Source organism: Flavobacterium sp. LHD-80 (genome assembly GCF_030929605.1).
In the GTDB taxonomy this organism is placed as follows: Bacteria; Bacteroidota; Bacteroidia; order Flavobacteriales; family Flavobacteriaceae; genus Flavobacterium.
This window is the reverse complement of record NZ_JAVFVS010000009.1, coordinates 112952-133536: the sequence shown is the minus strand read 5'-3', so window position 1 is coordinate 133536 and position 20585 is coordinate 112952. Positions and strand designations below refer to the sequence as shown.

Sequence of the window (20585 nt, the reverse complement as noted above, 5' to 3'; positions counted from 1 at the left end):
AAGCAAAAAACAAAAAGAATATCGAATGAAAAAATTTAAATTAAGCCTTGTTGCACTAACCTCATTTTTTAGTGTTTTACAAGCTCAGAATAACCAGAAAGGAGTACCGCCTGTTATCGCCGAAAAAGATTTAACGGCTTATTTGTTCGTTTACTTTATTGGAAATAAAGTAGAAGAAGAAGCGGTGAATTATGCCGTAAGTGAAGACGGTTACCACTACTATAGTTTAAACAATAACAAACCTGTTCTAGACAGCAAAGCTATCAGTTCAACTGGAGGCGTTCGTGATCCGCATATTTTGCGTGGCGACGATGGCAAAACTTTTTATATGGTTTTGACCGATATGACATCATCAAAAGGATGGGACAGCAATCGTGCTATGGTTTTGCTTAAAAGTACGGATTTGGTAAACTGGACAAGCAATGTTGTTAATATTCAGACTACTTTTCCTGGAAACGAAAACCTAAAACGTGTTTGGGCGCCACAGACTATTTATGATGCAAAAGCAGGAAAGTATTTGATTTACTTTAGTTTACAGCACGCCGGAGGACCGGATAAAATTTATTACGCTTATGCGAATAAAGATTTTACAGCTTTAGAAAGCGCACCAAAATTATTATTTGTTCCAAAGTCGGAAAGAGCTTGCATCGATGGTGATATCATTGAAAAAGATGGCGTGTATCATCTTTTTTATAAAACAGAAGGCGGAAAAGCAGGAATTAAAGTGGCTACAACAACCGATTTAACTTCTGGAAATTGGACAGAAAATGATAATTATCTGCAACAAACAAACGACGGTGTTGAAGGATCAAGTGTTTTCAAATTAAACAATTCTGACGATTATATTTTGATGTATGATGTTTATACAAAAGGAAGATATGAGTTTACTAAAACTAAAGATTTAGAAAATTTTGCGGTTATCAATAATGATATTTCAATGGATTTTAATCCGCGTCACGGAACGATTTTACCAATCACTCGTTCTGAATTGAAGAGATTAACAGCAAAATGGGGAACGCGGCACAGCTTCCAAAAATTAATAATAATCCAGTTTTAGAAGGTTATTATGCCGATCCTGAAATTCTGTATTCAAACAAAACCAAGAAATATTATATCTACCCAACAAGCGACGGTTTTGACGGTTGGTCAGGATATTATTTCAAAACATTTTCATCAGATAATTTAACTGATTGGAAAGATGAAGGAATTATCATCGACTTGAAAAAAGATGTTAAGTGGGCAAACAGAAACGCGTGGGCGCCATGTATTGTGGAGAAAAAGATCAAAGGAAAATATAAGTATTTCTATTATTTCACGGCAGCTCAGAAAATAGGAGTGGCTTCTTCAGATAATCCGACAGGGCCATTCACAGATAGCGGAAAAGCATTAGTAAGCACAAGACCTGAAGGTATAAAAGGTGGTCAGGAAATTGATCCAGATGTTTTTACAGATCCAAAAACTGGTAAAAGTTATTTGTACTGGGGCAACGGATATATGGCTGTAGCTGAATTGAATGACGACATGATTTCGATTAAAGAAGGAAGTACAAAAGTGATTAAAGTAGACAATACTTTCCGCGAAGGAACGTATGTTATTTACAGAAAAGGAACGTATTATTTCCTTTGGAGTGAAGATGACACCAGAAGTCCAAATTATAAAGTAAGATACGGAACTTCAAAATCGCCACTTGGTCCAATTGAAATTCCGAAAAACAATATTGTAATTCAAGGAATTTCAGATCAGGGAATTTATGCAACCGGTCATAATTCGATTTTGAAAATTCCGAATAAGGATGAATGGTACATTACGTATCACCGTTTTTCATATCCTACGGGAATAAAAATGGGTGATGCAGGAGGTTTTCACCGTGAAGTTTGTATGGATAAATTAGAATTCAATACTGATGGAAGTATTAAGCAAGTTGTTCCAACGCATAGTGGAATTTCTAATATAAAGTAGTTTTTTTAATAGAAAGTAAATCGAAAGAGCTGTTTCAGAAATGAGGCAGCTCTTTTGATTTAAATAAAAATTTCGAAAAGCCTTATTCTGTTATAAATAAAACTTCAAGGTACTTTAATTTTTGATTTGCTACTATATGTTTACTAAATAGATTTTTAATTTTTCTATTTAACGAACTAAAACTAGCATAAAAAGTATGGCACATTTCTCAGAACAAGTACACATTACCATTGGAGGTTTTACTCAAAACATTATTTATTATGATTTGAAGCTGTCGCAAAAAATGGCAGATCATCATTATTTTTCATTTGTATGGCAATATACGGGCAAAGCTGTCATAAAACCGGCAGATCAAGCTAAAGCCATAACAAAATACATTGGCAACGAAGTTATTTTTACCTTCAAAAGCCTTACAGGAATCAAACTGATGAGCAAAGGCATTATAACCGGACTGACTTCGATAGATCAGAATGGCAGTGCCGTCGGTCTTCATGTAAGCGGGAAAAGTCACAGCATCGTATTGGATGATACGCCAAAATCGAGGACTTATCTTGAAAGAGGAATGGATGATATTGTTTTGGATATTTTGTCAGAAGGCCCAACAGAATTTTATCAGAGAGATGCCATAAGATCCACCTACATGAAAGAGTTCAATTATATGGCACAGTATAATGAGACAAGTTTTGATTTTCTGAAAAGATTGGCGCAACGTTACGGACAGTGGTTTTATTTTGACGGAATGCGCATGCAGTTCGGGCAGATCAAAACTTCTAAGATAAAACTCATCAACGGAGCTTCTTTGCACAGTTTTAAGATTCAGGCCAATATGAATGCACATAAAATATCGTTGGCAGGTTATGATTATAACAAAGCTTCAAGCATCAAGAATTCCTCACTGCGAACTTCTGCCGGAAGCAAGGACAGCTTTGCATCGAATATAGGATTCAATCAAGGAACCGTTGCCCAGCCTGATCTGAGTATCGCTGCTTATACCAACAATGTACAGAACAAGGACGAAATAGAAGAAATGGTCACACTGCAAACCGCAGGAAGCGATGCAAACAGCGTTTACTACAGAGGAATATCCTATTTCCCAATAGGACTTGGGCAAGTTTTTACGATTATCAACGACACTACTGAGCATCATCTTATCTGTATAGAAGCTATTCATCATTCTGAGGTGCATGGCAATTATACCTGCGAATTCAAAGCCATCCCAGACGATGTTTCGGCTCCTCATTACACCGATACAAAAGCTTTTGCAAAAGCAGAAACCCAGCCGGCTAAAATTAGAGACAACAACGATCCTGAAGGACTTGGGCGAGTACGAGTTGAATTCTACTGGGGGAACGGAAGCACAAAAAGCCAGTGGATCAGAATGATTCAGCCGCATACTGGTGGTGGAAAAGGTTTTTATTTTATTCCAGAAATTGATGAAGAAGTATTGGTTAGTTTTGAAGGAGGGAATGCCCAGCGTCCTTATGTGATGGGAACACATTATAATGGGCAGGCAAAAAGTAGCTATGCTACTGAAAAGAATGATTTAAAAGTATTGCAGACCCGAAGTGGGAACAGAATTATTTCAGATGATGCTACAGGAGATATTACAATAGAAAGCCAAAAAGGACAAACTATAGCCGTAATTCACGGTGATGGAAACATTAGGTTTAAAGCGCCAAAAAATATTGAATTAGAAGCTGGAGAAGATATTATTATGAATGCAGGAAGAGATATAAAAACAAGTGCGGGACAAAATATAAACGAAACAGCAATTGGATATAAAGAAACGAAAACTGGATTATTTCACAGTATATCTGTAGGTGCGGATTATTTGATTAATGTAGTAGGAAGGATGTCTGAATATATAAAAGGAGACAAAGAATCTCGAACAGAAAAGGATAGAACCAGGATATCTAATGGAAAAATAGTAGCCCAAAGTCAAGGAACTCATGAGATGCACTCCGACAAAGAAATAAAAAACAACTCAGCAGAAAAAACCAGCATGTTTTAATTATGAGCAAGATAACTATTGTACAAGGAGATATTATTGAAGTAACCGGTGGCAACAATATTACCTATAGTGGGAAAGGTATTGAAAATATCGCCGAAAAAGTAATGCAGGTTGGCAAAGAGAATGGGGTAACACACGGTGATCCTACAACTTATGAAACTATTGAAAACCTAACAGGAGTAAAAGTAACTGCCATATTGTTTTTTGATGGAACCAAAAATAACAGAAACAACACCTTCAGGCGTTTGGACAAAGACGCGAATAACGATACAAGTAAAGAAAGCAAAGCTATTTACAAGAAAACGTATGAAGTTGAAAGTAGCTACGAAAACGGATACTCCAATGTAGCCGCATTGTCCTACATGGCGATTGAAGACAAAACAAACAGGATCGTAAAAGAATATATCGAGGGAGAAGGAACTGAGGATGATCAGATTGGAGATCCTATGGGTTTTGCCTTTGGCTCTGGAGATACAGGGATTCCTATAAAAGTAAGTAAAGGGTTTACAAAAATTAATGAAAAAATTAATGGAGTTTATTACTCAAAACAAGAATATGTAAAAGAGCTGACCATAAAGGTTTTTGGTTTCAGCCGCGGGGCGGCGGCGGCGCGAAGTTTTCTCACTACAACGCAGGATTTGTTTAAACAAAGTTATCCAAAAGCCGAAATAACGTATGTGTTTGCAGGCTTGTTTGATACCGTATCATCTTATGAGCCTGAAGGACGTTTTGATATGCTTGGCGCCGCAGTGAGTTATAATTTTGATAATGATGTTAAAGAATTAGGATTGCGTCTAGACGGTATGGTCAAGAAAGTGATACACCTTACGGCTGAAAACGAATATCGTAAAAATTTTTCACTCACCACCATTGCCAGTTCTATAGACGCAGGCGTAGGCTTCGAATTTCAGATTCCTGGTGCGCATTCTGATGTTGGCGGGGGCTACGAAGAATACGAACACATAGAAAAACGAGTCATACGCCCCTGGTTTAAGAAAAAAGAGGACTGGATAGCCGAAGGCTGGTATACTGAAGAGCAGGTAAAAACTGCGGGGCAAAGTTACGATGGAACAAGAAAACTAAAAAATTCCTATCAATTTATCGCTCTGGCCATCATGATGTATTTTGCTAAGAAAAACGGGGTAAAATTTAAGTCTTTTGACGATGGTAATGAATATAAAGCTTTCAAAGTAATTCCCGAACTGGAGAATGCCAAAAATAAGCTTTTGAACCTCGCGATTCAAAAGGAAGGAGCGGTATCTCTCAAGACAAAATGGAACAACATTCATGAATTGAAATTTATCCGCAACCGATATTTACACATTTCAGCAAGCGACTCCATGGGTATGGAAACAAACAGGCCAGATGGGTTTACTTCAATGAAACGTACAATAATTGCAGACAACGCATAAACGCGAACCAAATGAAGCACAAAATAATAACAGTAATAACATTTATTCTAATCGCGCAATTTACTGCGTGCCAAAAGAAAGAAAACATAATTGAAGGAAACATGAACGAAGAAAAATTTGATTGGGATGGAATGGTTTGTACTCCAGAAGGTTATCCTGTAGTGGTGTTGTCGCCAAATGTATTTTATTCAAGCGGAGGCAAATACATAACCCTGATTCCAAACATGAGTGATACTGGAGGATCAAATTGGACAGGTTCTGGCAATGGTTGGGCCGGTCAGCCAAAACCTGCCCCGGATCATGTGAGTATTGTATGGTATGTACCAACAGAGATGAAAATTTATGAAGGAGAATTTGCGCTGCCACAACAAAAAATCTATAATTTATTTAAAGAAGGGTATATGGACTATGGCATTCCAATTGAATCTAAGGATGGAAAAGAAACCCTGCATTGGGAAACCTACAACTCCCTTACGGTAGGATTAGCCCCAAAAGGGATGGTGGTAGTATGGATGGATGGCCAGAATAAGGTAGAGATAGGAAGATATCAGGCCAAAGAGTTGAGCCGAAAAGAAGCCAATGAAGTGTATAAAGCTCATTTTAAATTAAGTGGTGACATGCCTGAAAACGTAGTTGAAAAAGAACTAATATCCAGAGAAGTTCCTCCCAAAGTCCGAGAAATAATTAAACAAGGAAAAATAAGCTGTAAACAATGGGACGATTACAGGTTGCGCTACAATTGGAAAGTGGAATTTAGTAAACCACTAGAGATGTATAGTTATTATGTACGCTATTTTAACAGCGAAAAAGCAGGGGATTTGACACCTAAAGTAAGTCAGGAAGAATACAACAAAATTATACTAGAGTCTAGCAGCAAAGTAGTTCCAAATAATTTAGGTATGTATGTCACAGCACAAAATCACAGGAATTACTTGATTAGGCTGGAAACACTTGATGAGGACGAAACCATCGAAGCTTTCAAAAAACTGGAAGAAGCAAGTTCTAAGTCAGTTATTACAATTTTCATAACTGTTGATGACGATTTTAAAAATTTTACAGTGACCCTAAAAAACGACAAAAAAGAAATCAAATTAGAAAAGGCGTTTTTACGATTGTTCACTTTGGATAAAAGCAATGACTTGAAGAATCAGATGTAGTTTGTTTTTTTAGGGCAAGAATTTGAATATTCCTTTTGAGTTTTCGCAAAAAAAAAGTCGCAAACGTTTGTAGAATTATACTTTTGGAGAAGGAAAACTTGTACTTTTAAATGGTATTGATAAATTCAGAAAAAGTATAAAGGTTGAAATCAGAAAACAGAAGTTTAATGCGTATCAGCAAGAAATATAAGAGGAAAAAGATTTAAGACAACTTAGAAACAAATATTTGCATTTGTCAGCGGATTATGATTCTTTTGGTATGGAACCAACAAAAGTTAGGAAGCGAAAAACATTCTAGATTGAGTATTAACTAAATGATTGATTATGAAAATAGAACCAACAATTAAAATAATTGGAGATATAATTATTACTCAGGAAAAAGAGAATATCATTAATTTTTTTAATAAAAAAAATGATGCCTATTTTGGTCTATATGGTGACGGTATACAGTATACCGATCCTTTTGGTAATACGATGCTAAATCATCGGACAGCAATATCAGTAGACGGAAAATCGTATAGTTTGAAAAAAGTATGTGATGAAATTAGGAGAAAAGATGGCTCTATAATTATACTATTGACTACAAAAGAAATTCAGGAAATTGCCAATAAAACTTTTTACGAAGAGGAACAAGTACGTCCTGTAGATTTCTTAACTTTTACCATAATCGAAGAATGAAAAAAAGCTGTTTCTAATATTTTTAGAAACAGCTTTTTTTTAGTATAAATAATAAGATTTTAAGCCGTCTGATCGTCAGTTTCAGCATCAGGAGCATTTTTCTTTACAGATTCAATTCCGTTTTCTCTCGCGGCAACACTTTCGTACATTTCGCTAGATCCAATAATTTGTCCATTGCTGGCTTTTAAATTAAAATAAGGCTTGCCATTGCTAGACTCTTTTCTGTCGAAACGGCTATCATCTTGCGAATTTTTTTGCACAGATTCGATTCCGTTAGTTGTGGCAGCTTTAGTAGTATAACCTTCACTTGTTAAAATCGTTTGTCCGTTTCCAGCTTTTAAATTGAATTGAAATTCTCCGTTGGCTCTTTTAGTAATTACAAATTTTCCCATGCAGTTTATTTTTAAGTTAACTAATTTATTTTGCTTCAGATAAAAATACAAAACTTCGAGATATAAATGATATTGCAAGAAAAAATAATTGTTTCGAGATTGTTAAATACAGACGCGTTTTTTTAAACTTAAATGATTTTCCTTCGCTTAATTTTATAATATTTTTTACTTTTAGACAGTTAAAGAATCATCAGAAGTTTGTTTTGCTGGTTAATTATTATTTTATGAAGGAAATCAGCCAAATTCTACAAGCTTATTCAGAAGCAAAAGCATCAGGAAAAAAAACAGCTTTGGCAACGGTCGTCAAAGTCGAAGGCTCTTCCTATAGACAGCCGGGCGCACGAATGCTTGTTACCGAAGACGGCTTGCTTACGGGTGCCATAAGTGGAGGCTGTCTTGAAGGCGATGCACTCCGAAAAGCACTTCTTTCAATAAATCAGCAACAAAATAAATTGGTCACTTATAATACCAGCAATGAAGACGATGCCGAAATAGGCCTTCAGCTGGGATGCAACGGCATCGTTCATATCTTGTTTGAATATATTGACAATGAATCTGAAAACAATCCAATTCAGCTTTTAAAACAATTAAAAGCAGAAAGAAAAGAAGCCGTAATTATTACCATTTTTTCATTAAGAAGAGGAGCAGAACAAATAGGAACAAGTCTGTTTTTCAGAAAAGACAGCCCTGTTTTACATCACAATAACAATGCATTAAATTTAATTTCAGATGCCAAAGAAATACTGCTGACGAAAAAAACTTCAGTGAAGAAGCTTCAGGAAAATTCAGAGGACGAAGCGTTGATAGAATATGTACATCCGCCAGTTTCATTAATCATTGCCGGTGCCGGAAATGATGTTCAGCCATTAGTAAAAATGACAACTTTGTTAGGCTGGGAAGTAACGATTGGCGACGGACGTAACGCGCATGCGACAAAAAAACGTTTCCCAGAAGCAAATCAGGTTTTGGTTGTAAAACAAGAGGATTTTTTAAATTCTATCGTAATTGATGATCAAACCTATTTTGTTTTAATGACGCACAATTATAAATATGATTTGGGTGTTTTGAAATTACTATTGAAGACAGATTGCCGTTACATTGGCATTCTCGGCCCAAAATCAAAACTAAATCGAATGCTTGATGATCTTCAAATAGAAGGGATTTCGGTAAATGAAGAACAGTTAAGTAGGATACATAGTCCGATTGGGCTCGACATTGGCGCAGAAAATTCAGAAGAAATTGCGTTATCAATTGTTGCTGAAATTAAAGCTTTTGAATCTGGAAAAACAGGAACTTCCTTAAAATACAAGGCAGGAAAAATTCATGACGAAATTCATTATGGAATCTAAAAATAAAACAGGCATTGTAATTTTGGCAGCAGGCAATTCTTCAAGATTAGGCCAGCCAAAACAACTTCTTGGCTATAAGGATTCGACGCTTCTTAAAAATACAATTGCAGAAGCTTCTTTGGTTCCAGAAGTGAAAATTATTGTCGTTACAGGTGCTAATAATCATTTGATTGAAGAAGAACTTGATCCGTTGAGAATTAAAATTGTTTTTAATCCGGAATGGCAATCCGGAATGTCATCTTCAATTATTCACGGACTTAAAAAATTATTAGAATTATATCCAGAAAGCGAAAACTGCATTTTTGCAGTCTGCGATCAACCTTACGTTTCAAGTTTGATTTTTGAAAATCTGATTACGGCCCATTATAAAACCGGAAAAGGAATTACAGCTTCGGCATATTCAGAAACCCTTGGAACTCCAGTACTTTTCAATAAAAAATATTTTAGCAAATTGTTAGAATTGCAAGGCCAAGAAGGTGCAAAAAAAATAATCAATACATTTTCAGAGGATGTCGTTTCGGTTTTATTTGAAAAAGGAAATATTGATATCGATACAGAAGACGATTATAATAAATTGATGTCTGAGTTTTGATTTTTTCACCAAAAAGACATTGTTTTTTCTCTCGCAGATTCTGCAGATTTAACAGATTATTTATAAAAGTATCTATGCAAATCTGAACAATCTGCAGAATCTGCGAGAGCCAATAACTTTTAAAAAAAAATTATTGGCTTAATTGTCGAACCAAAGTCAAAACACGTTCAATAGTTTCTTCGATTTCTTCAGATGTAGTAAATTTTCCCAAACTAAAACGAATCGAACTCAAAGCATTTTCATCAGACAATCCCATAGCTTTCAAAACATGCGAAGGTTCTGAAGTCACAGCAGAACACGAAGAACCATTTGAAACTGCAATATGCTGTAAAGCAAGAATCAAAGTTTCAGAATTAACGCTGGGAAAACAGATATTTGTGGTATTGTAAATTCTTTCGGCTCTATCTCCATTTACAAACGAACCTTCAAAATGCAGTAAACCTTTTTCCAGTTGATTTCTTAATTCTAAAATTCGTTCCTCATCACTTTTCATTTCGTTTATCGCAATTTCACTCGCTTTTCCTAAACCAATAATTCCTGGAACATTAAGAGTTCCACTGCGTAATTTTCGTTGTTGATCACCGCCATGTATTTGCGGAGTCAGTTTTATTTTGGCTTTCGCCGAAATATAAAGAGCGCCAATGCCTTTTGGTCCATAAAATTTATGTGCGGAAAAAGGCAAAAGATCAATCCCGAGTAATTTAACATCAACTGGAATTTTTCCAACAGCTTGCGTTGCATCACACATAAAAAGTGCATTTTTAGCGTGAGCAATTTCAGAAATCGCTTTTATATTTTGTTGAACGCCCGTTTCATTATTCGTCATCATAACGCATACTAACAATGTTTTACCAGTTATTGCTTGTTCTAAAAGAGCAAGATTTAAAATACCATTTGAAGCTGTAGGCAAATAAATAACCTCAAAACCAATCGATTCCATAAATTGACAGGTTTTTAAAACTGCTTTATGTTCTGTAGAAACCGTTACAATATGTTTTCGGTCTTGATTCACTAAGCCTTTTATAGCCAGATTAATAGATTCTGTTGCGCCAGATGTAAAAATGATTTCGTCTTCCTGCGCACCAATAAGTTTTGCGGTTTGCCATGCAGCATTTTCAACAGCTTCATTTACTGTCAAACCAGCAATGTGACTGCTTGAAGCATTGGCATAAAAATCAGAAAAATAGGGAAGCATTGCATTCAAAACTCGTTTATCAACACGTGTTGTGGCATTATTATCGAGATAGATGATTTGCTTTTGAGACATACTTTTGGGTTAATCTTGTAAAAATAAAAAAATAAACCTGCTGTATCAGTTTTTTAACCGCAAAGTACGCAAGGTTTTTTTCTTATTGATGTTTAAAATAAACGCAAAGTTCGCAAAGCTATATCAATTACAGCTTTGCGAACTTTGCGTTTATTTAGGATAACGATGATCAAAAAAACTTTGTGTGCTTTGCGGTTAAGTCACACTACGAAATTGTAATTATTCTAAATAAAGCTAATGTTTGAATTTTATAATTTTTTGTTCTTTAAGATTGTTAAATTTGTTAGAATAACAAAGGTGTTTTTCCTAATTTTAAAAATAGACTGAATGGCTTCTAAAAAAACAAATCAGAATAAAGCAACCAATGAAGATGCAAATTCTCGTCGGGACTTTATAAAAAAATCGGGACTTTTTACCGCTCTCGCTTTGGCACCGCCTTCATTGGTAATGGCTTCCGAGAATAAATGGGACGAAAAAATAGCTGAGTATTTAGAAACAGTACCGCTTTCTATTGAAGTAAATGGCAAAAAACACACTCTTAATATCGAACCAAGAACGACTTTATTGGATTTGTTAAGAGAACAATTACAGCTTACTGGAACTAAAAAAGGCTGTGATCACGGACAATGCGGTGCCTGTACGGTTCATGTAAACGGAACCCGTATTTTGTCTTGCTTAACTTTGGCTACCATGCAGCAAAATGCTCAGGTAACGACAATCGAAGGACTTTCGAAAGGAAAAAAACTGCACCCAATGCAGGAAGCCTTCATCAAAAATGATGGTTTTCAATGCGGTTATTGCACTCCTGGACAAATCATGTCGGGAATTGCCTGCATCAAAGAAGGCCACGCCAACAGCAGAGAAGAAATTAGAGAATATATGAGCGGAAACATCTGTAGATGCGGTGCTTATCATAATATAGTCGATGCAATTACCGAAGTTAAAGAAGGAGGGAAGGAAATATGAAAAACTTTCAAATTATAAGAGCATTGTCATCTGGCTCGGCGGTAAAAAATATCAGTAAAGAAAAAGAAGCGATGTTTATTGCCGGGGGTACAAATCTGGTAGATTTAATGAAAAAGAATGTGGTTGCGCCAGATAAATTGGTTGACATCACGGGCTTGGATTTAAAGAAAATAGAATTTCTAACAGGAAAAGTTTCTATTGGTGCTTTGGCAAAAAACAGTCAAGTTGCCGAAGATCCATCCATAAAAGAAAAACATCCTTTGCTGGCATTGGCTTTAGCGGCTGGTGCATCACAGCAAATCAGACATATGGCAACAGTTGGTGGTAATATGCTTCAAAAAACGCGTTGTTCGTATTTTTATAATACAGATATGCCTTGCAATAAGCGAGTTCCTAAAAGTGGTTGTGGCGCCATTGGCGGTTCAAACAGAATGCACGCGATTTTTGGTGCTTCAGAGAGTTGTATTGCAGTTCATCCTAGCGATATGTGCGTGGCTCTCGCTGCACTCGACGCAACAGTTTTAGTGGAAGGCCCAAAAGGAAAAAGACAAATTAAATTTACAGATTTTCATCGTCTGCCTGGAAATACACCAGAAAAAGACAATACACTTCTGGATAAAGAATTGATTACTTCTGTTGAAATTCCGGATAATAATTTCACGAAAAATGTTCATTATTTAAAAGTACGTGACCGAAGCAGTTATGCTTTTGCATTGGTTTCTGTTGCCGCAGCTTTGGATATTCAAAACAATACAATTGTGAATGCGCGTCTTGCAATGGGCGGTGTGGCGCACAAACCTTGGAGATTGACTGAAGCAGAAGAATTTTTGAAAGGAAAAACAATTTCTGAAAGTACTTTTAAACAAGCTGCCAATTTGGCTATGAAAGGCGCGAAAAGTTATGGAGACAATGATTTTAAATTAACTCTAGGACCAAACGCCATTGTAGAAGCATTAACTATAGCATCATCTAAATAATTGAATTATGAGCAAGACAAGTAATATAAATAGAGTAGATGGATTTGCTAAAGTAACGGGTTCGGCAACGTATTCAGCGGAATATAAAACGGCGGGCGTTGTTTATGCCTGTTTGGTGGGAAGTACGATTGCGAAAGGAAAAATTAAAACGATTGACACTAAAAAAGCAGAATGGGCGCCGGGAGTTCTGGCGGTGATTACGCATTTAAATGTTGATAAACCTGCTGGCTATCAAAAAGCAAAAGACAAGCACAATTTTGGTCAGCCTTTGCAGATTTTTAAGGATGATTCGGTTTTGTATTATGATCAGCCAATTGCCTTGGTTATTGCCGATACTTTTGAAAGAATGCAATATGCCGCGAGTTTAATTAAAGCCGATTATATAAAAGAAGAACATTCGACTGAACTTAAAAAAGCGGCAGATAAAGAGAAAAAAGTAGAAACTGATAAAGGAAATGATTACCATCGTGGCGAACATGACGGATATAAAAATGCTGAAGTTGTTTTAGAAGCAGAATATACGATTCCGACCGAAGTTCATAACCCAATGGAATTGGCTAATATTATTGCAAAATGGGAAGGAAATAAACCTATTTTATATACTAAAAGTCAAGGTGTTGAAGGTACAAGAAGAAGTGTTGGTGAAGTTTTCGGAATTCCGCCAGCAGATGTTGAGGTGACTTCTGAATATCTAGGAGGCGCATTCGGAATGGGATTGCATACTTGGCCTTACGAAATTGCAGCATTAATTGGCGCAAAAAAACTAAATCGTCCGGTAAAATTAGTTTTGCATCGTGAACAAATGTTTACGAATGTTGGTTTTAGACCTTATACCATTCAGAAAATGGGTTTAGGCGCAACAAAAGCAGGAAAACTAACTGGCTTGACGCACGAAGCGGTTGCAATGACTTCGAGTTATGAAGATTTTATGGAAGGAACCGTAAATATGTCCCGATTTATTTATGATTGTTCCAATGTTTCAACTCGATATAGAATTGTGCCTTTGGATACTTGCACGCCAATTTGGATGCGCGGTCCGGGCGAAGCGACGGGTTCTTTTGCATTAGAATGTGCAATGGACGAAATGGCGCATAAATTAAATCTGGATCCAATTGAATTCAGAAAGCTGAATTATGCCGAAAAAGATTTGGAACAAAATAAACCTTGGAGCAGTAAATATCTTTTAGAATGTTACGAAGGCGGAATGGAGCGAATCGGCTGGAAAAACCGTAAAAATGAACCAGGTTCTGTTAAAGAAGGAAACTGGCTTGTGGGTTACGGAATGGGAACGGGAACTTTTGGCTGTTACCGAAGTCCAACTTCAGTAAAAGCAAAGTTTTTGCCCGATGGAAATTTGGTTCTGCAATGTAGTGTAAATGACATGGGACCAGGAACTGCAACTATGATGACGGCAATTGGTGCCGAAATTGCAGGTTTGCCAGCAGAAAATGTAATTATAGAAATGGGAAAAAGCGGATTGCCAAAAGGTCCAACACAAGGAGGATCGGCTACGACTTCGTCAGTTGGTTCTGCGGTTCATGATTCTTGTAATTTGTTGGTTAGCAAAGTTCTTGGATTAGCTACTGAAAATCCAATTTTTAAAGGAACTCCAATTACCGATTTGAGTTTTGAAAATGGTTTGATATCCTCTAAAAAAGACAATTCAAAATCGATTGCATTAACATCTTTATTGAATGCAAATAAATTAGAAGGTCTGGAAGTTGAAAATCAGTCAAAAGGAAATGAAGAAGCAAAAAAATATTCGATTTATTCGTTTTCAGTTCACTTTGTAAAAGTATTGGTGAATCCGAATTTAGGGAAAATTAGATTGGCGCATGTGGTTTCCTGTGCCGATATTGGAACGGTTATCAATCAAAAAACATCAGCAGGACAAATGTTTGGTGGTGCAGTAGGAGGAATCGGAATGGGATTGATGGAAGCGTTGGAAATTGATCATCGTTTTGGCCGTCCAATCAATAATAATTTCGCTGATTATCATGTTCCAGTAAATGCTGATATTGAAAAACAAGAGGTTTTTTTCGTCAATAAAAAAGACCCAATCAGCAACCCAATGGGAACTAAAGGTCTTGGTGAAACTGCTTTGGTAGGAATGGCTCCTGCAATTGCAAATGCTGTTTTTAATGCGACCGGAAAACGAGTTAGAGATTTACCAATTACATTGGATAAAATTATAGAAATTGTGAAGGTTTAGAACAAAAAAAGAGACATTGAAAAATGTCTTTTTTTTTTTGATTCCTATTTTCCAATATAGTCCACGGTTTAAGCCGTGGGGACACAGATATGATCGTTTAATGACTTCACAATTGACATCGATTATACTCTTTCAATTTTACAAATAAAGCAACAAGCTTCTGAATTTCTTGCATGAAGATATTCAACATTGTTTTCATTTTCAAAGATTTCAGAAATTAACTGATCAACATCATTATCACCTACCAATTTTGTGAAAATCATTTTTTGTTCTTTATTGTAGCCAATTAGGGATAAAGGAAAATTTTCTTTATCAGCTTTTATTTCTGGTGGAAAATTATAAATATCTGAATATTCTTCCACCTCATTTTTATGAATAAATATTGGTCCGGATTGATTAAAAGCATTGTTTTTTGAGAATGGGCTGTAAGCAAAAACCAATCGAATATCTTTGCCAATATTAAACGGTTTTAGGGAAACCCTGCAAGGACCTTTTCCAGATGCTAATTGATCATATATTTGATTGCCGAAATTATCTGTATTAGCATTGCGAATTTTACTGGCAAATTCTTTTGAAAGCGGAACAATCTTAAAATTTTTCATAATTTATTTATTTTAAATTTGATCAAATTTCTATTTTGTTCGTTTTATTTAAAACCCGTTTCTTGCTAAATAGGAAGGAGTGTCATAATTATATTTTACGAAAAATATAGATAAAAAAAAGAGACATTGAAAAATGTCTCCTTTTTTTATATCTATAAAAACAATTAAATTATTTAACCGTAATAGGCAATTCAACCGTAGTTTTATCCCAACCAATAACAAGATTCGCTACATTACCTTGAGTTGTAAAAGCAATAGATAAAGCTTCAATAACATCAGAAACTGGTTTAACAGGAACTGAAACTCTTACAACATCTTTGCTTTCGTCATAAGCATATCCGCCCCATAAATCCAATTCTTTATTGATAATGATGGTCCATTTGTCTTTTTCTGGAATTGCAAATAAGCTGTAGTAACCTGCAGGAATATTTTTTCCGCCAATTGTTACTGCTTTATAGAATTTAATTTCAGTATTTTCGTTTGCACCAACTCTCCAAACTTCACCAAATTTTACGATGTCACCAAAAATAACACGTCCTTTTACAGAAGGTCTTGAGTAAACAACTTTTACAACCGGACTAGGAGTATCTGTTTTTTTGAATTTAACCGCTCTGTTTGGGAAATAAGAAATATCAACCGGACTAGCATCTAATGGAGAAAATTTCACCACATCTTGCGCCTGAACTGAAAGGGCAGCAAATAAAACGACTGCCAGTAAACATAATTTTTTCATAGGATTACAATTTTTAGAATAACTACAAAGTAAGTTAATAATTAAGAAAAATCATGAAATTACAGCTTGTTTTTTGTTAATGAATTGATAATGGTTTTATAGTTTTACTGGTTCGCACAGATTGAACAAATTAATTTTAGATACAAATTTGTCACCCTGAGCGGAGTCGAAGGGCAGCACGAAGCTCTACAATCAAAATCGCCAATCTTTGTAGAGTCTCTCGTTGCCCTTCGACTCCGCTCAGGGTGACAAAGGTTACCTAAAAAATAAAAATCTAATTAACGGGAATCTTCAAATATTCCCCCTTAAAACTTTGATTCAAAGCCGTCATTTCAATAGGCTCATTTGATCCATCTGGAATAACTTCAATAGAAGCTTTTCCGTTGGCCATTTTGATCGATTCACTTCCTGTTGGTGTTCCTTGGTTTTTTAAAGTTTTTCCGCCTTTCAAACATTGGAAATAAACACTTGCTTCATAATCCAGACAGCGTAAATTGTGATTGTCAATTGCGATAGCCGTTACCAAATAATTGCCATTTTTTAGTTTTTCGGCAGATAATTGCAACGAAGAAGCTGCATCATTTTTATTAAAACGATAGTTGACTTTTATAGTATCAGAAACCGTTCTGCCCTCTTTGTTTTTTCCGATAGCAACCAAAACATTTTCGCCTTTTTTGAAATTAACATCCCATGTTAAACCACAAGCAGGGTAGACAGCGATATTTCTTTGTTTTTCGCCTAGATCTTTTCCATCGTGGAATAAAGTTACTTTTTCGCAATTACTAAAAACGCTGATTGTTCTTGGTGTATTTTCAGGACCTTGGCGTTCTGTCCAAGTATGCGACTCGATGTAAGTAAAAGGTTCTTTTGCCCAATAACTTTTAAAAACATAATAGGCATCTTTTGGGTTTCCGTTTCGATCTGTAAGCCCTTTTTGGTTCATATACGGAATATCATCTTCGGGACGTAATGGCGTTGCAAAATCCTTAAATGCCCATTGTATATTTCCCACAAAAGATGGGTCATTCTCGGATATATGCAAATGCCAGTCAAATAAATCGACGATATAATTTTCGCTCCAGTCTCCAATTTGAGCGATGTTTGCCACTTTCGTCTGAACAATTGCTTCTTCCCAACCTTCAGATTTTATAACATTTTCGCCTGTAACCGGATTTTCGCTGTGACGACCCACATGACTGTCGCCACCGTATTCTGCGTGAATGAAATGTTTGTATTCTTTTTTATAAACATCAATCGCTTTTTGGTAGCTTTTGTAACTTCCTGAATACCAGCCAGACCAAATAGAAGGCGAGAAGACATCAACAATATGCGAGCCTTCATAATATTTTCTGATAGCCGTTTTTCTTGCCGGATCGAGTTTATGGGCAAGATCATTTAATTCGGTTAAAAAGTCATTTGTTTTTTTATCATTATCGCCGTCTGGAAAATCTGGAAGCCAGTTTATTTCATTTCCTAAAGACCAAATAATAATACTCGGATGATTGTAATTTTGATTGATGATTTCCTCAAGCATATTTTTGGTGTTCGTTTTCCAAACATCATTTCCTATACCGCCACGGCACCAAGGCAATTCATCCCAAACTAATAAACCTAATTCGTCGCAAGCTTTATAGATCTCAGGATCTTGCGGATAGTGTGCCAATCGAACAAAATTTGCTCCCATCGCTTTTATCGATTTCATATCGGCCCAATGTTGTTCATTTGTCATGGCGGCGCCAACTCCAGCTTGCTCTTCATGACGATGTGTGCCACGAATTATTAAGCGTTTTCCATTCAAATAAAACGGACCATGATCCTTAAACTCAAACCATCTGAAACCAACTTTTTCAGAAGTACTGTCTTTAATTTGTTTTTTTTCTGATAAAACAGCAGTTATTGAATATAAATTTGGTTTCTCAGTATCCCAAAGTTCTGGGTTTTTGATGTTTTCAAAAGTAATCGTCGAAGTTTTGTCAGCAACTGCAATGGTTTTGCTCGCGACTTTTTTCCCTTTCGGATTTTTTAAAGTTACGGTTAACGATAAATCATTTGAATTATCTGAATTTACAATTGAAGAAATAATCTGAACTGAGGCTTTTTTTGCAGAAACCTCAGGTGTTGAAACTTTTAAATTGTCAATATGATTTTTGTATTTTGAAACTAACCAAACATCGCGCGTGATTCCTCCGTAAATATAGAAATCACTTTTTTGAGACGGAATAATTTCGATATCATAACTATTATCAACACGAACAAAAATGTCGTTATTTCCTTCTTTAATAAGGTTTGTAACATCGATTGAAAAGCCAATGTAACCGCCAATATGACTTCCGGCTTCTTTACCGTTTACATATACTTTTGTCGTAACATTTGATCCTTCAAAGTACAAAGAATATACTTTGTTTTTATCGATTTGTGAAATAGTAAGTTTCTTTTGATACCAGCTGGCATCGCGTCTGTAACCCGGATATAAATCAGTTGCATCTTCGGCATTCCAAGTATGTGGTAAGTTTAGGGAAACCCAATTTTGATTTTTTTGAGCTTCGTTGAGGTTTGCAGTGTGGTTTTCTAAATAAAGCCAATCATTGTTAATATTCAGCTTTGCCTGAGCAAAACTGCTGCTCAGACAAATCTGAAAAAAAACAAAAAGCGCAAAGTATTGAAATGTATTATAGTGGTTTGGTCGGTTAGTCATAAATTATTTTTTTTTAGGTTCAAAGTGACTGAGATAGTGACAGAGTTACAAAGTGCCAAAGGCTCAAAGGCTGAAAACCTTTGTCACTTTGTACCTCTGTCCCTTTGTTACTTTTTTCCGTTACTTTTTTCTAAGTAATGCTTCTAGGAAATAATAATCGGCATAAATTATTGGTTCGTCAATTTCATCGTGTTTTGGCCAGTTACCAGTACTGTGGTCGAGCAGAAATGGAGCTTTGATGTCTGCACTTAATATGTATTTGTCAGTTTGTACCGAAGTCATTAGTTTATCGGCGAAAGCCAAATAACTATTATTTTTAGTATAACTGTACAATTCATATAAACCAGATGCCATCACCATTGCAGCCGAAACATCACGTGGAGCATTTGGAATACTTGGATCTTTAAAATCCCAATACGGAATTCCATCTTCTGGCAGATTTTTGTTGTTCATAAAAAACTTTGCAGTGGCTTCGGCCTGTTTCAAATAGACAGGATCTTGTGTATAACGATAGCACATCGTAAAACCGTAAACGGCCCAGCCTTGGCCTCGCGCCCAAACAGAATCATCATTATAGCCCTGAAGTGTAGTTTTCTTTCTTACATTGCCCGTTTTTGGATCATAATCAATAACGTGATAACAGCTATTGTCGTCTCTAAATTGATTTTTCAAAGTGGTATTGGCATGCTTAATGGCAATGTCGCGGTATTTTGGGTTTCCAGATAATTTTGAAGCTTCAAAAAGCAATTCAAGATTCATCATATTGTCTATGATAACTGGAAAATCCCAGATTTCTTTATTGAAATCCCACGAACGAATTGAACCTACTTTTTCATTAAAACGAGTGCATAAAGTTGCAGCACCTTTGATAATTACGGCTTCGTAATCTTTGTTTTTTTCCACTTTTAAGGCTTCTCCAAAACTGCAATACACTTTAAAACCTACATCATGCGAGTTTTTGTTGACGCTTTCTTTTTTGCTGAAAACAGTCCATTTTTGAGCTTGCTCTTTGTATTGAGAGTTACCTTTTAGTTTATATAATTGCCAAAGGTTTCCGGCAAAAAAACCACTTGTCCAGTCGCGTGATGGAACTTTGTGTATTTCATTGGTTTTGATATTCATGCTTCTCGGCATCGAAAGAGAATCGACTGGATAATCGAGTAGCATTTTGTACCTTGATTCCAGCAGTTTTTCTGAAGCTGGAGAAACAGTGATTTTTTGAGAACTAATTCCGGATTTGCACCCTATTGTAAGAGATGCAAACCCTAGAATTAAAGAAATGAAACTAACTTTATTCATACTACTAATTAATCTTTTTTAAAAAACCAAAATTGCTTGGCTCTAAATTTGGGTTTGGAATCATTTCTATTTTTTTATTAAATGTAATTAAACTATCTAAGTTCTTATGTGTCTATGTGTCAAAAACACACATATCAAAAACACATCATGTAAGGAATTTGGTTTTTTGGTTTGTAAACATTCATTTTTGGTTTTAAGGTTAGTGTTAGATAAAGTAGAAAATCAAAAGACTCATTCCTATTATGAGGACGACAAAAAAAATTTGAAGCAATAAGAAGTTTCCT

The 20585-nt window shown here is 35.7% G+C and carries 17 protein-coding genes; 11 read left to right on the top strand and 6 right to left on the bottom strand.

Features of this window, described 5'->3' with window-relative positions:
• Window positions 1-25: 25 nt before the first annotated feature.
• The 6 genes from RB619_RS21100 to RB619_RS13425 all read left to right on the top strand — a co-directional run bounded on the left by RB619_RS21100 (window position 26) and on the right by RB619_RS13425 (window position 7217).
• Window positions 26-1057 (top strand): glycoside hydrolase family 43 protein, encoded by a 1032-nt coding sequence (locus tag RB619_RS21100; RefSeq protein ID WP_374119706.1) that lies wholly within the window; start codon window positions 26-28, stop codon window positions 1055-1057.
• Window positions 1009-1959: a family 43 glycosylhydrolase gene (locus RB619_RS21095; protein ID WP_374119705.1), complete on the top strand. Its 951-nt coding sequence runs from the start codon at window positions 1009-1011 to the stop codon at window positions 1957-1959. The genes RB619_RS21100 and RB619_RS21095 overlap by 49 nt, the downstream gene beginning before the upstream one ends.
• Window positions 1960-2155: 196 nt before the next feature.
• Window positions 2156-3970 (top strand): phage baseplate assembly protein V, encoded by a 1815-nt coding sequence (locus tag RB619_RS13440; RefSeq protein WP_308098209.1) that lies wholly within the window; start codon window positions 2156-2158, stop codon window positions 3968-3970.
• Window positions 3971-3972: 2 nt separating this feature from the next.
• A complete protein-coding gene (locus RB619_RS13435) occupies window positions 3973-5382 on the top strand; it encodes a phospholipase effector Tle1 domain-containing protein (protein WP_308098207.1) in 1410 nt (469 codons plus the stop codon).
• An 11-nt stretch (window positions 5383-5393) separates the two neighbouring features.
• Window positions 5394-6539 (top strand): DUF2931 family protein, encoded by a 1146-nt coding sequence (locus tag RB619_RS13430; RefSeq protein ID WP_308098206.1) that lies wholly within the window; start codon window positions 5394-5396, stop codon window positions 6537-6539.
• Between the two features lie 324 nt (window positions 6540-6863).
• On the top strand, window positions 6864-7217 hold the full coding sequence (locus RB619_RS13425; RefSeq protein WP_308098204.1) for a hypothetical protein: 354 nt from the start codon (window positions 6864-6866) through the stop codon (window positions 7215-7217).
• A 59-nt stretch (window positions 7218-7276) separates the two neighbouring features.
• Here the strand turns inward: RB619_RS13425 and RB619_RS13420 are convergent, their stop codons facing one another.
• Window positions 7277-7609 (bottom strand): YegP family protein, encoded by a 333-nt coding sequence (locus RB619_RS13420; RefSeq protein WP_308098202.1) that lies wholly within the window; start codon window positions 7607-7609, stop codon window positions 7277-7279.
• Window positions 7610-7833: 224 nt separating this feature from the next.
• On the opposite strand from RB619_RS13420, the gene RB619_RS13415 reads away from it, so the two are divergent.
• Together RB619_RS13415 and RB619_RS13410 are read left to right on the top strand one after the other, a co-directional pair.
• Window positions 7834-8958: an XdhC family protein gene (locus RB619_RS13415; protein WP_308098200.1), complete on the top strand. Its 1125-nt coding sequence runs from the start codon at window positions 7834-7836 to the stop codon at window positions 8956-8958.
• Window positions 8933-9550: a nucleotidyltransferase family protein gene (locus tag RB619_RS13410; protein WP_308098198.1), complete on the top strand. Its 618-nt coding sequence runs from the start codon at window positions 8933-8935 to the stop codon at window positions 9548-9550. Before RB619_RS13415 ends, RB619_RS13410 begins: the two co-directional genes overlap by 26 nt.
• 130 nt (window positions 9551-9680) lie before the next feature.
• On the opposite strand, the gene RB619_RS13405 is transcribed toward RB619_RS13410, so the two are convergent.
• Entirely contained in the window at window positions 9681-10817 is a 1137-nt protein-coding gene (locus RB619_RS13405; RefSeq protein ID WP_308098196.1) for a cysteine desulfurase family protein, read from the bottom strand.
• Between the two features lie 327 nt (window positions 10818-11144).
• Here RB619_RS13405 and RB619_RS13400 point away from each other — a divergent pair, with 327 nt between their 5' ends.
• From RB619_RS13400 to RB619_RS13390, 3 genes are read left to right on the top strand one after another with little or no spacing between them, the layout of a single operon-like run.
• Entirely contained in the window at window positions 11145-11783 is a 639-nt protein-coding gene (locus RB619_RS13400; protein ID WP_308098194.1) for a 2Fe-2S iron-sulfur cluster-binding protein, read from the top strand.
• Window positions 11780-12760, top strand: a complete 981-nt coding sequence (locus RB619_RS13395) for a xanthine dehydrogenase family protein subunit M (protein ID WP_308098193.1) — start codon at window positions 11780-11782, stop codon at window positions 12758-12760. Before RB619_RS13400 ends, RB619_RS13395 begins: the two co-directional genes overlap by 4 nt.
• Window positions 12761-12767: 7 nt before the next feature.
• Window positions 12768-14972, top strand: coding sequence for a xanthine dehydrogenase family protein molybdopterin-binding subunit (locus tag RB619_RS13390; protein ID WP_308098191.1), 2205 nt, complete (start codon window positions 12768-12770; stop codon window positions 14970-14972).
• Between the two features lie 122 nt (window positions 14973-15094).
• Here RB619_RS13390 and RB619_RS13385 read toward each other — a convergent pair whose 3' ends face one another.
• The 4 genes from RB619_RS13385 to RB619_RS13370 form a co-directional block, all read right to left on the bottom strand.
• On the bottom strand, window positions 15095-15574 hold the full coding sequence (locus RB619_RS13385) for a DUF1203 domain-containing protein (protein ID WP_308098189.1): 480 nt from the start codon (window positions 15572-15574) through the stop codon (window positions 15095-15097).
• A gap of 169 nt (window positions 15575-15743) precedes the next feature.
• On the bottom strand, window positions 15744-16307 hold the full coding sequence (locus RB619_RS13380; protein WP_308098187.1) for a DUF2911 domain-containing protein: 564 nt from the start codon (window positions 16305-16307) through the stop codon (window positions 15744-15746).
• Window positions 16308-16581: 274 nt separating this feature from the next.
• Complete coding sequence (locus tag RB619_RS13375; RefSeq protein WP_308098185.1) at window positions 16582-19002, bottom strand: glycoside hydrolase family 2 TIM barrel-domain containing protein; 2421 nt, start codon at window positions 19000-19002, stop codon at window positions 16582-16584.
• Between the two features lie 120 nt (window positions 19003-19122).
• Window positions 19123-20301 (bottom strand): glycoside hydrolase family 88 protein, encoded by a 1179-nt coding sequence (locus tag RB619_RS13370; RefSeq protein WP_308098183.1) that lies wholly within the window; start codon window positions 20299-20301, stop codon window positions 19123-19125.
• Between the last annotated feature and the right edge of the window lie 284 nt (window positions 20302-20585).

Bases quoted from the DNA above. Each gene is read 5' to 3' on its own strand.
- RB619_RS21100 (WP_374119706.1), top strand. From the start codon at position 26: ATGAAAAAATTTAAATTAAGCCTTGTTGCACTAACCTCATTTTTTAGT.
- RB619_RS21095 (WP_374119705.1), top strand. From the start codon at position 1,009: ATGGGGAACGCGGCACAGCTTCCAAAAATTAATAATAATCCAGTTTTA.
- RB619_RS13440 (WP_308098209.1), top strand. From the start codon at position 2,156: ATGGCACATTTCTCAGAACAAGTACACATTACCATTGGAGGTTTTACT.
- RB619_RS13435 (WP_308098207.1), top strand. From the start codon at position 3,973: ATGAGCAAGATAACTATTGTACAAGGAGATATTATTGAAGTAACCGGT.
- RB619_RS13430 (WP_308098206.1), top strand. From the start codon at position 5,394: ATGAAGCACAAAATAATAACAGTAATAACATTTATTCTAATCGCGCAA.
- RB619_RS13425 (WP_308098204.1), top strand. From the start codon at position 6,864: ATGAAAATAGAACCAACAATTAAAATAATTGGAGATATAATTATTACT.
- RB619_RS13420 (WP_308098202.1), bottom strand. From the start codon at position 7,609: ATGGGAAAATTTGTAATTACTAAAAGAGCCAACGGAGAATTTCAATTC.
- RB619_RS13415 (WP_308098200.1), top strand. From the start codon at position 7,834: ATGAAGGAAATCAGCCAAATTCTACAAGCTTATTCAGAAGCAAAAGCA.
- RB619_RS13410 (WP_308098198.1), top strand. From the start codon at position 8,933: ATGACGAAATTCATTATGGAATCTAAAAATAAAACAGGCATTGTAATT.
- RB619_RS13405 (WP_308098196.1), bottom strand. From the start codon at position 10,817: ATGTCTCAAAAGCAAATCATCTATCTCGATAATAATGCCACAACACGT.
- RB619_RS13400 (WP_308098194.1), top strand. From the start codon at position 11,145: ATGGCTTCTAAAAAAACAAATCAGAATAAAGCAACCAATGAAGATGCA.
- RB619_RS13395 (WP_308098193.1), top strand. From the start codon at position 11,780: ATGAAAAACTTTCAAATTATAAGAGCATTGTCATCTGGCTCGGCGGTA.
- RB619_RS13390 (WP_308098191.1), top strand. From the start codon at position 12,768: ATGAGCAAGACAAGTAATATAAATAGAGTAGATGGATTTGCTAAAGTA.
- RB619_RS13385 (WP_308098189.1), bottom strand. From the start codon at position 15,574: ATGAAAAATTTTAAGATTGTTCCGCTTTCAAAAGAATTTGCCAGTAAA.
- RB619_RS13380 (WP_308098187.1), bottom strand. From the start codon at position 16,307: ATGAAAAAATTATGTTTACTGGCAGTCGTTTTATTTGCTGCCCTTTCA.
- RB619_RS13375 (WP_308098185.1), bottom strand. From the start codon at position 19,002: ATGACTAACCGACCAAACCACTATAATACATTTCAATACTTTGCGCTT.
- RB619_RS13370 (WP_308098183.1), bottom strand. From the start codon at position 20,301: ATGAATAAAGTTAGTTTCATTTCTTTAATTCTAGGGTTTGCATCTCTT.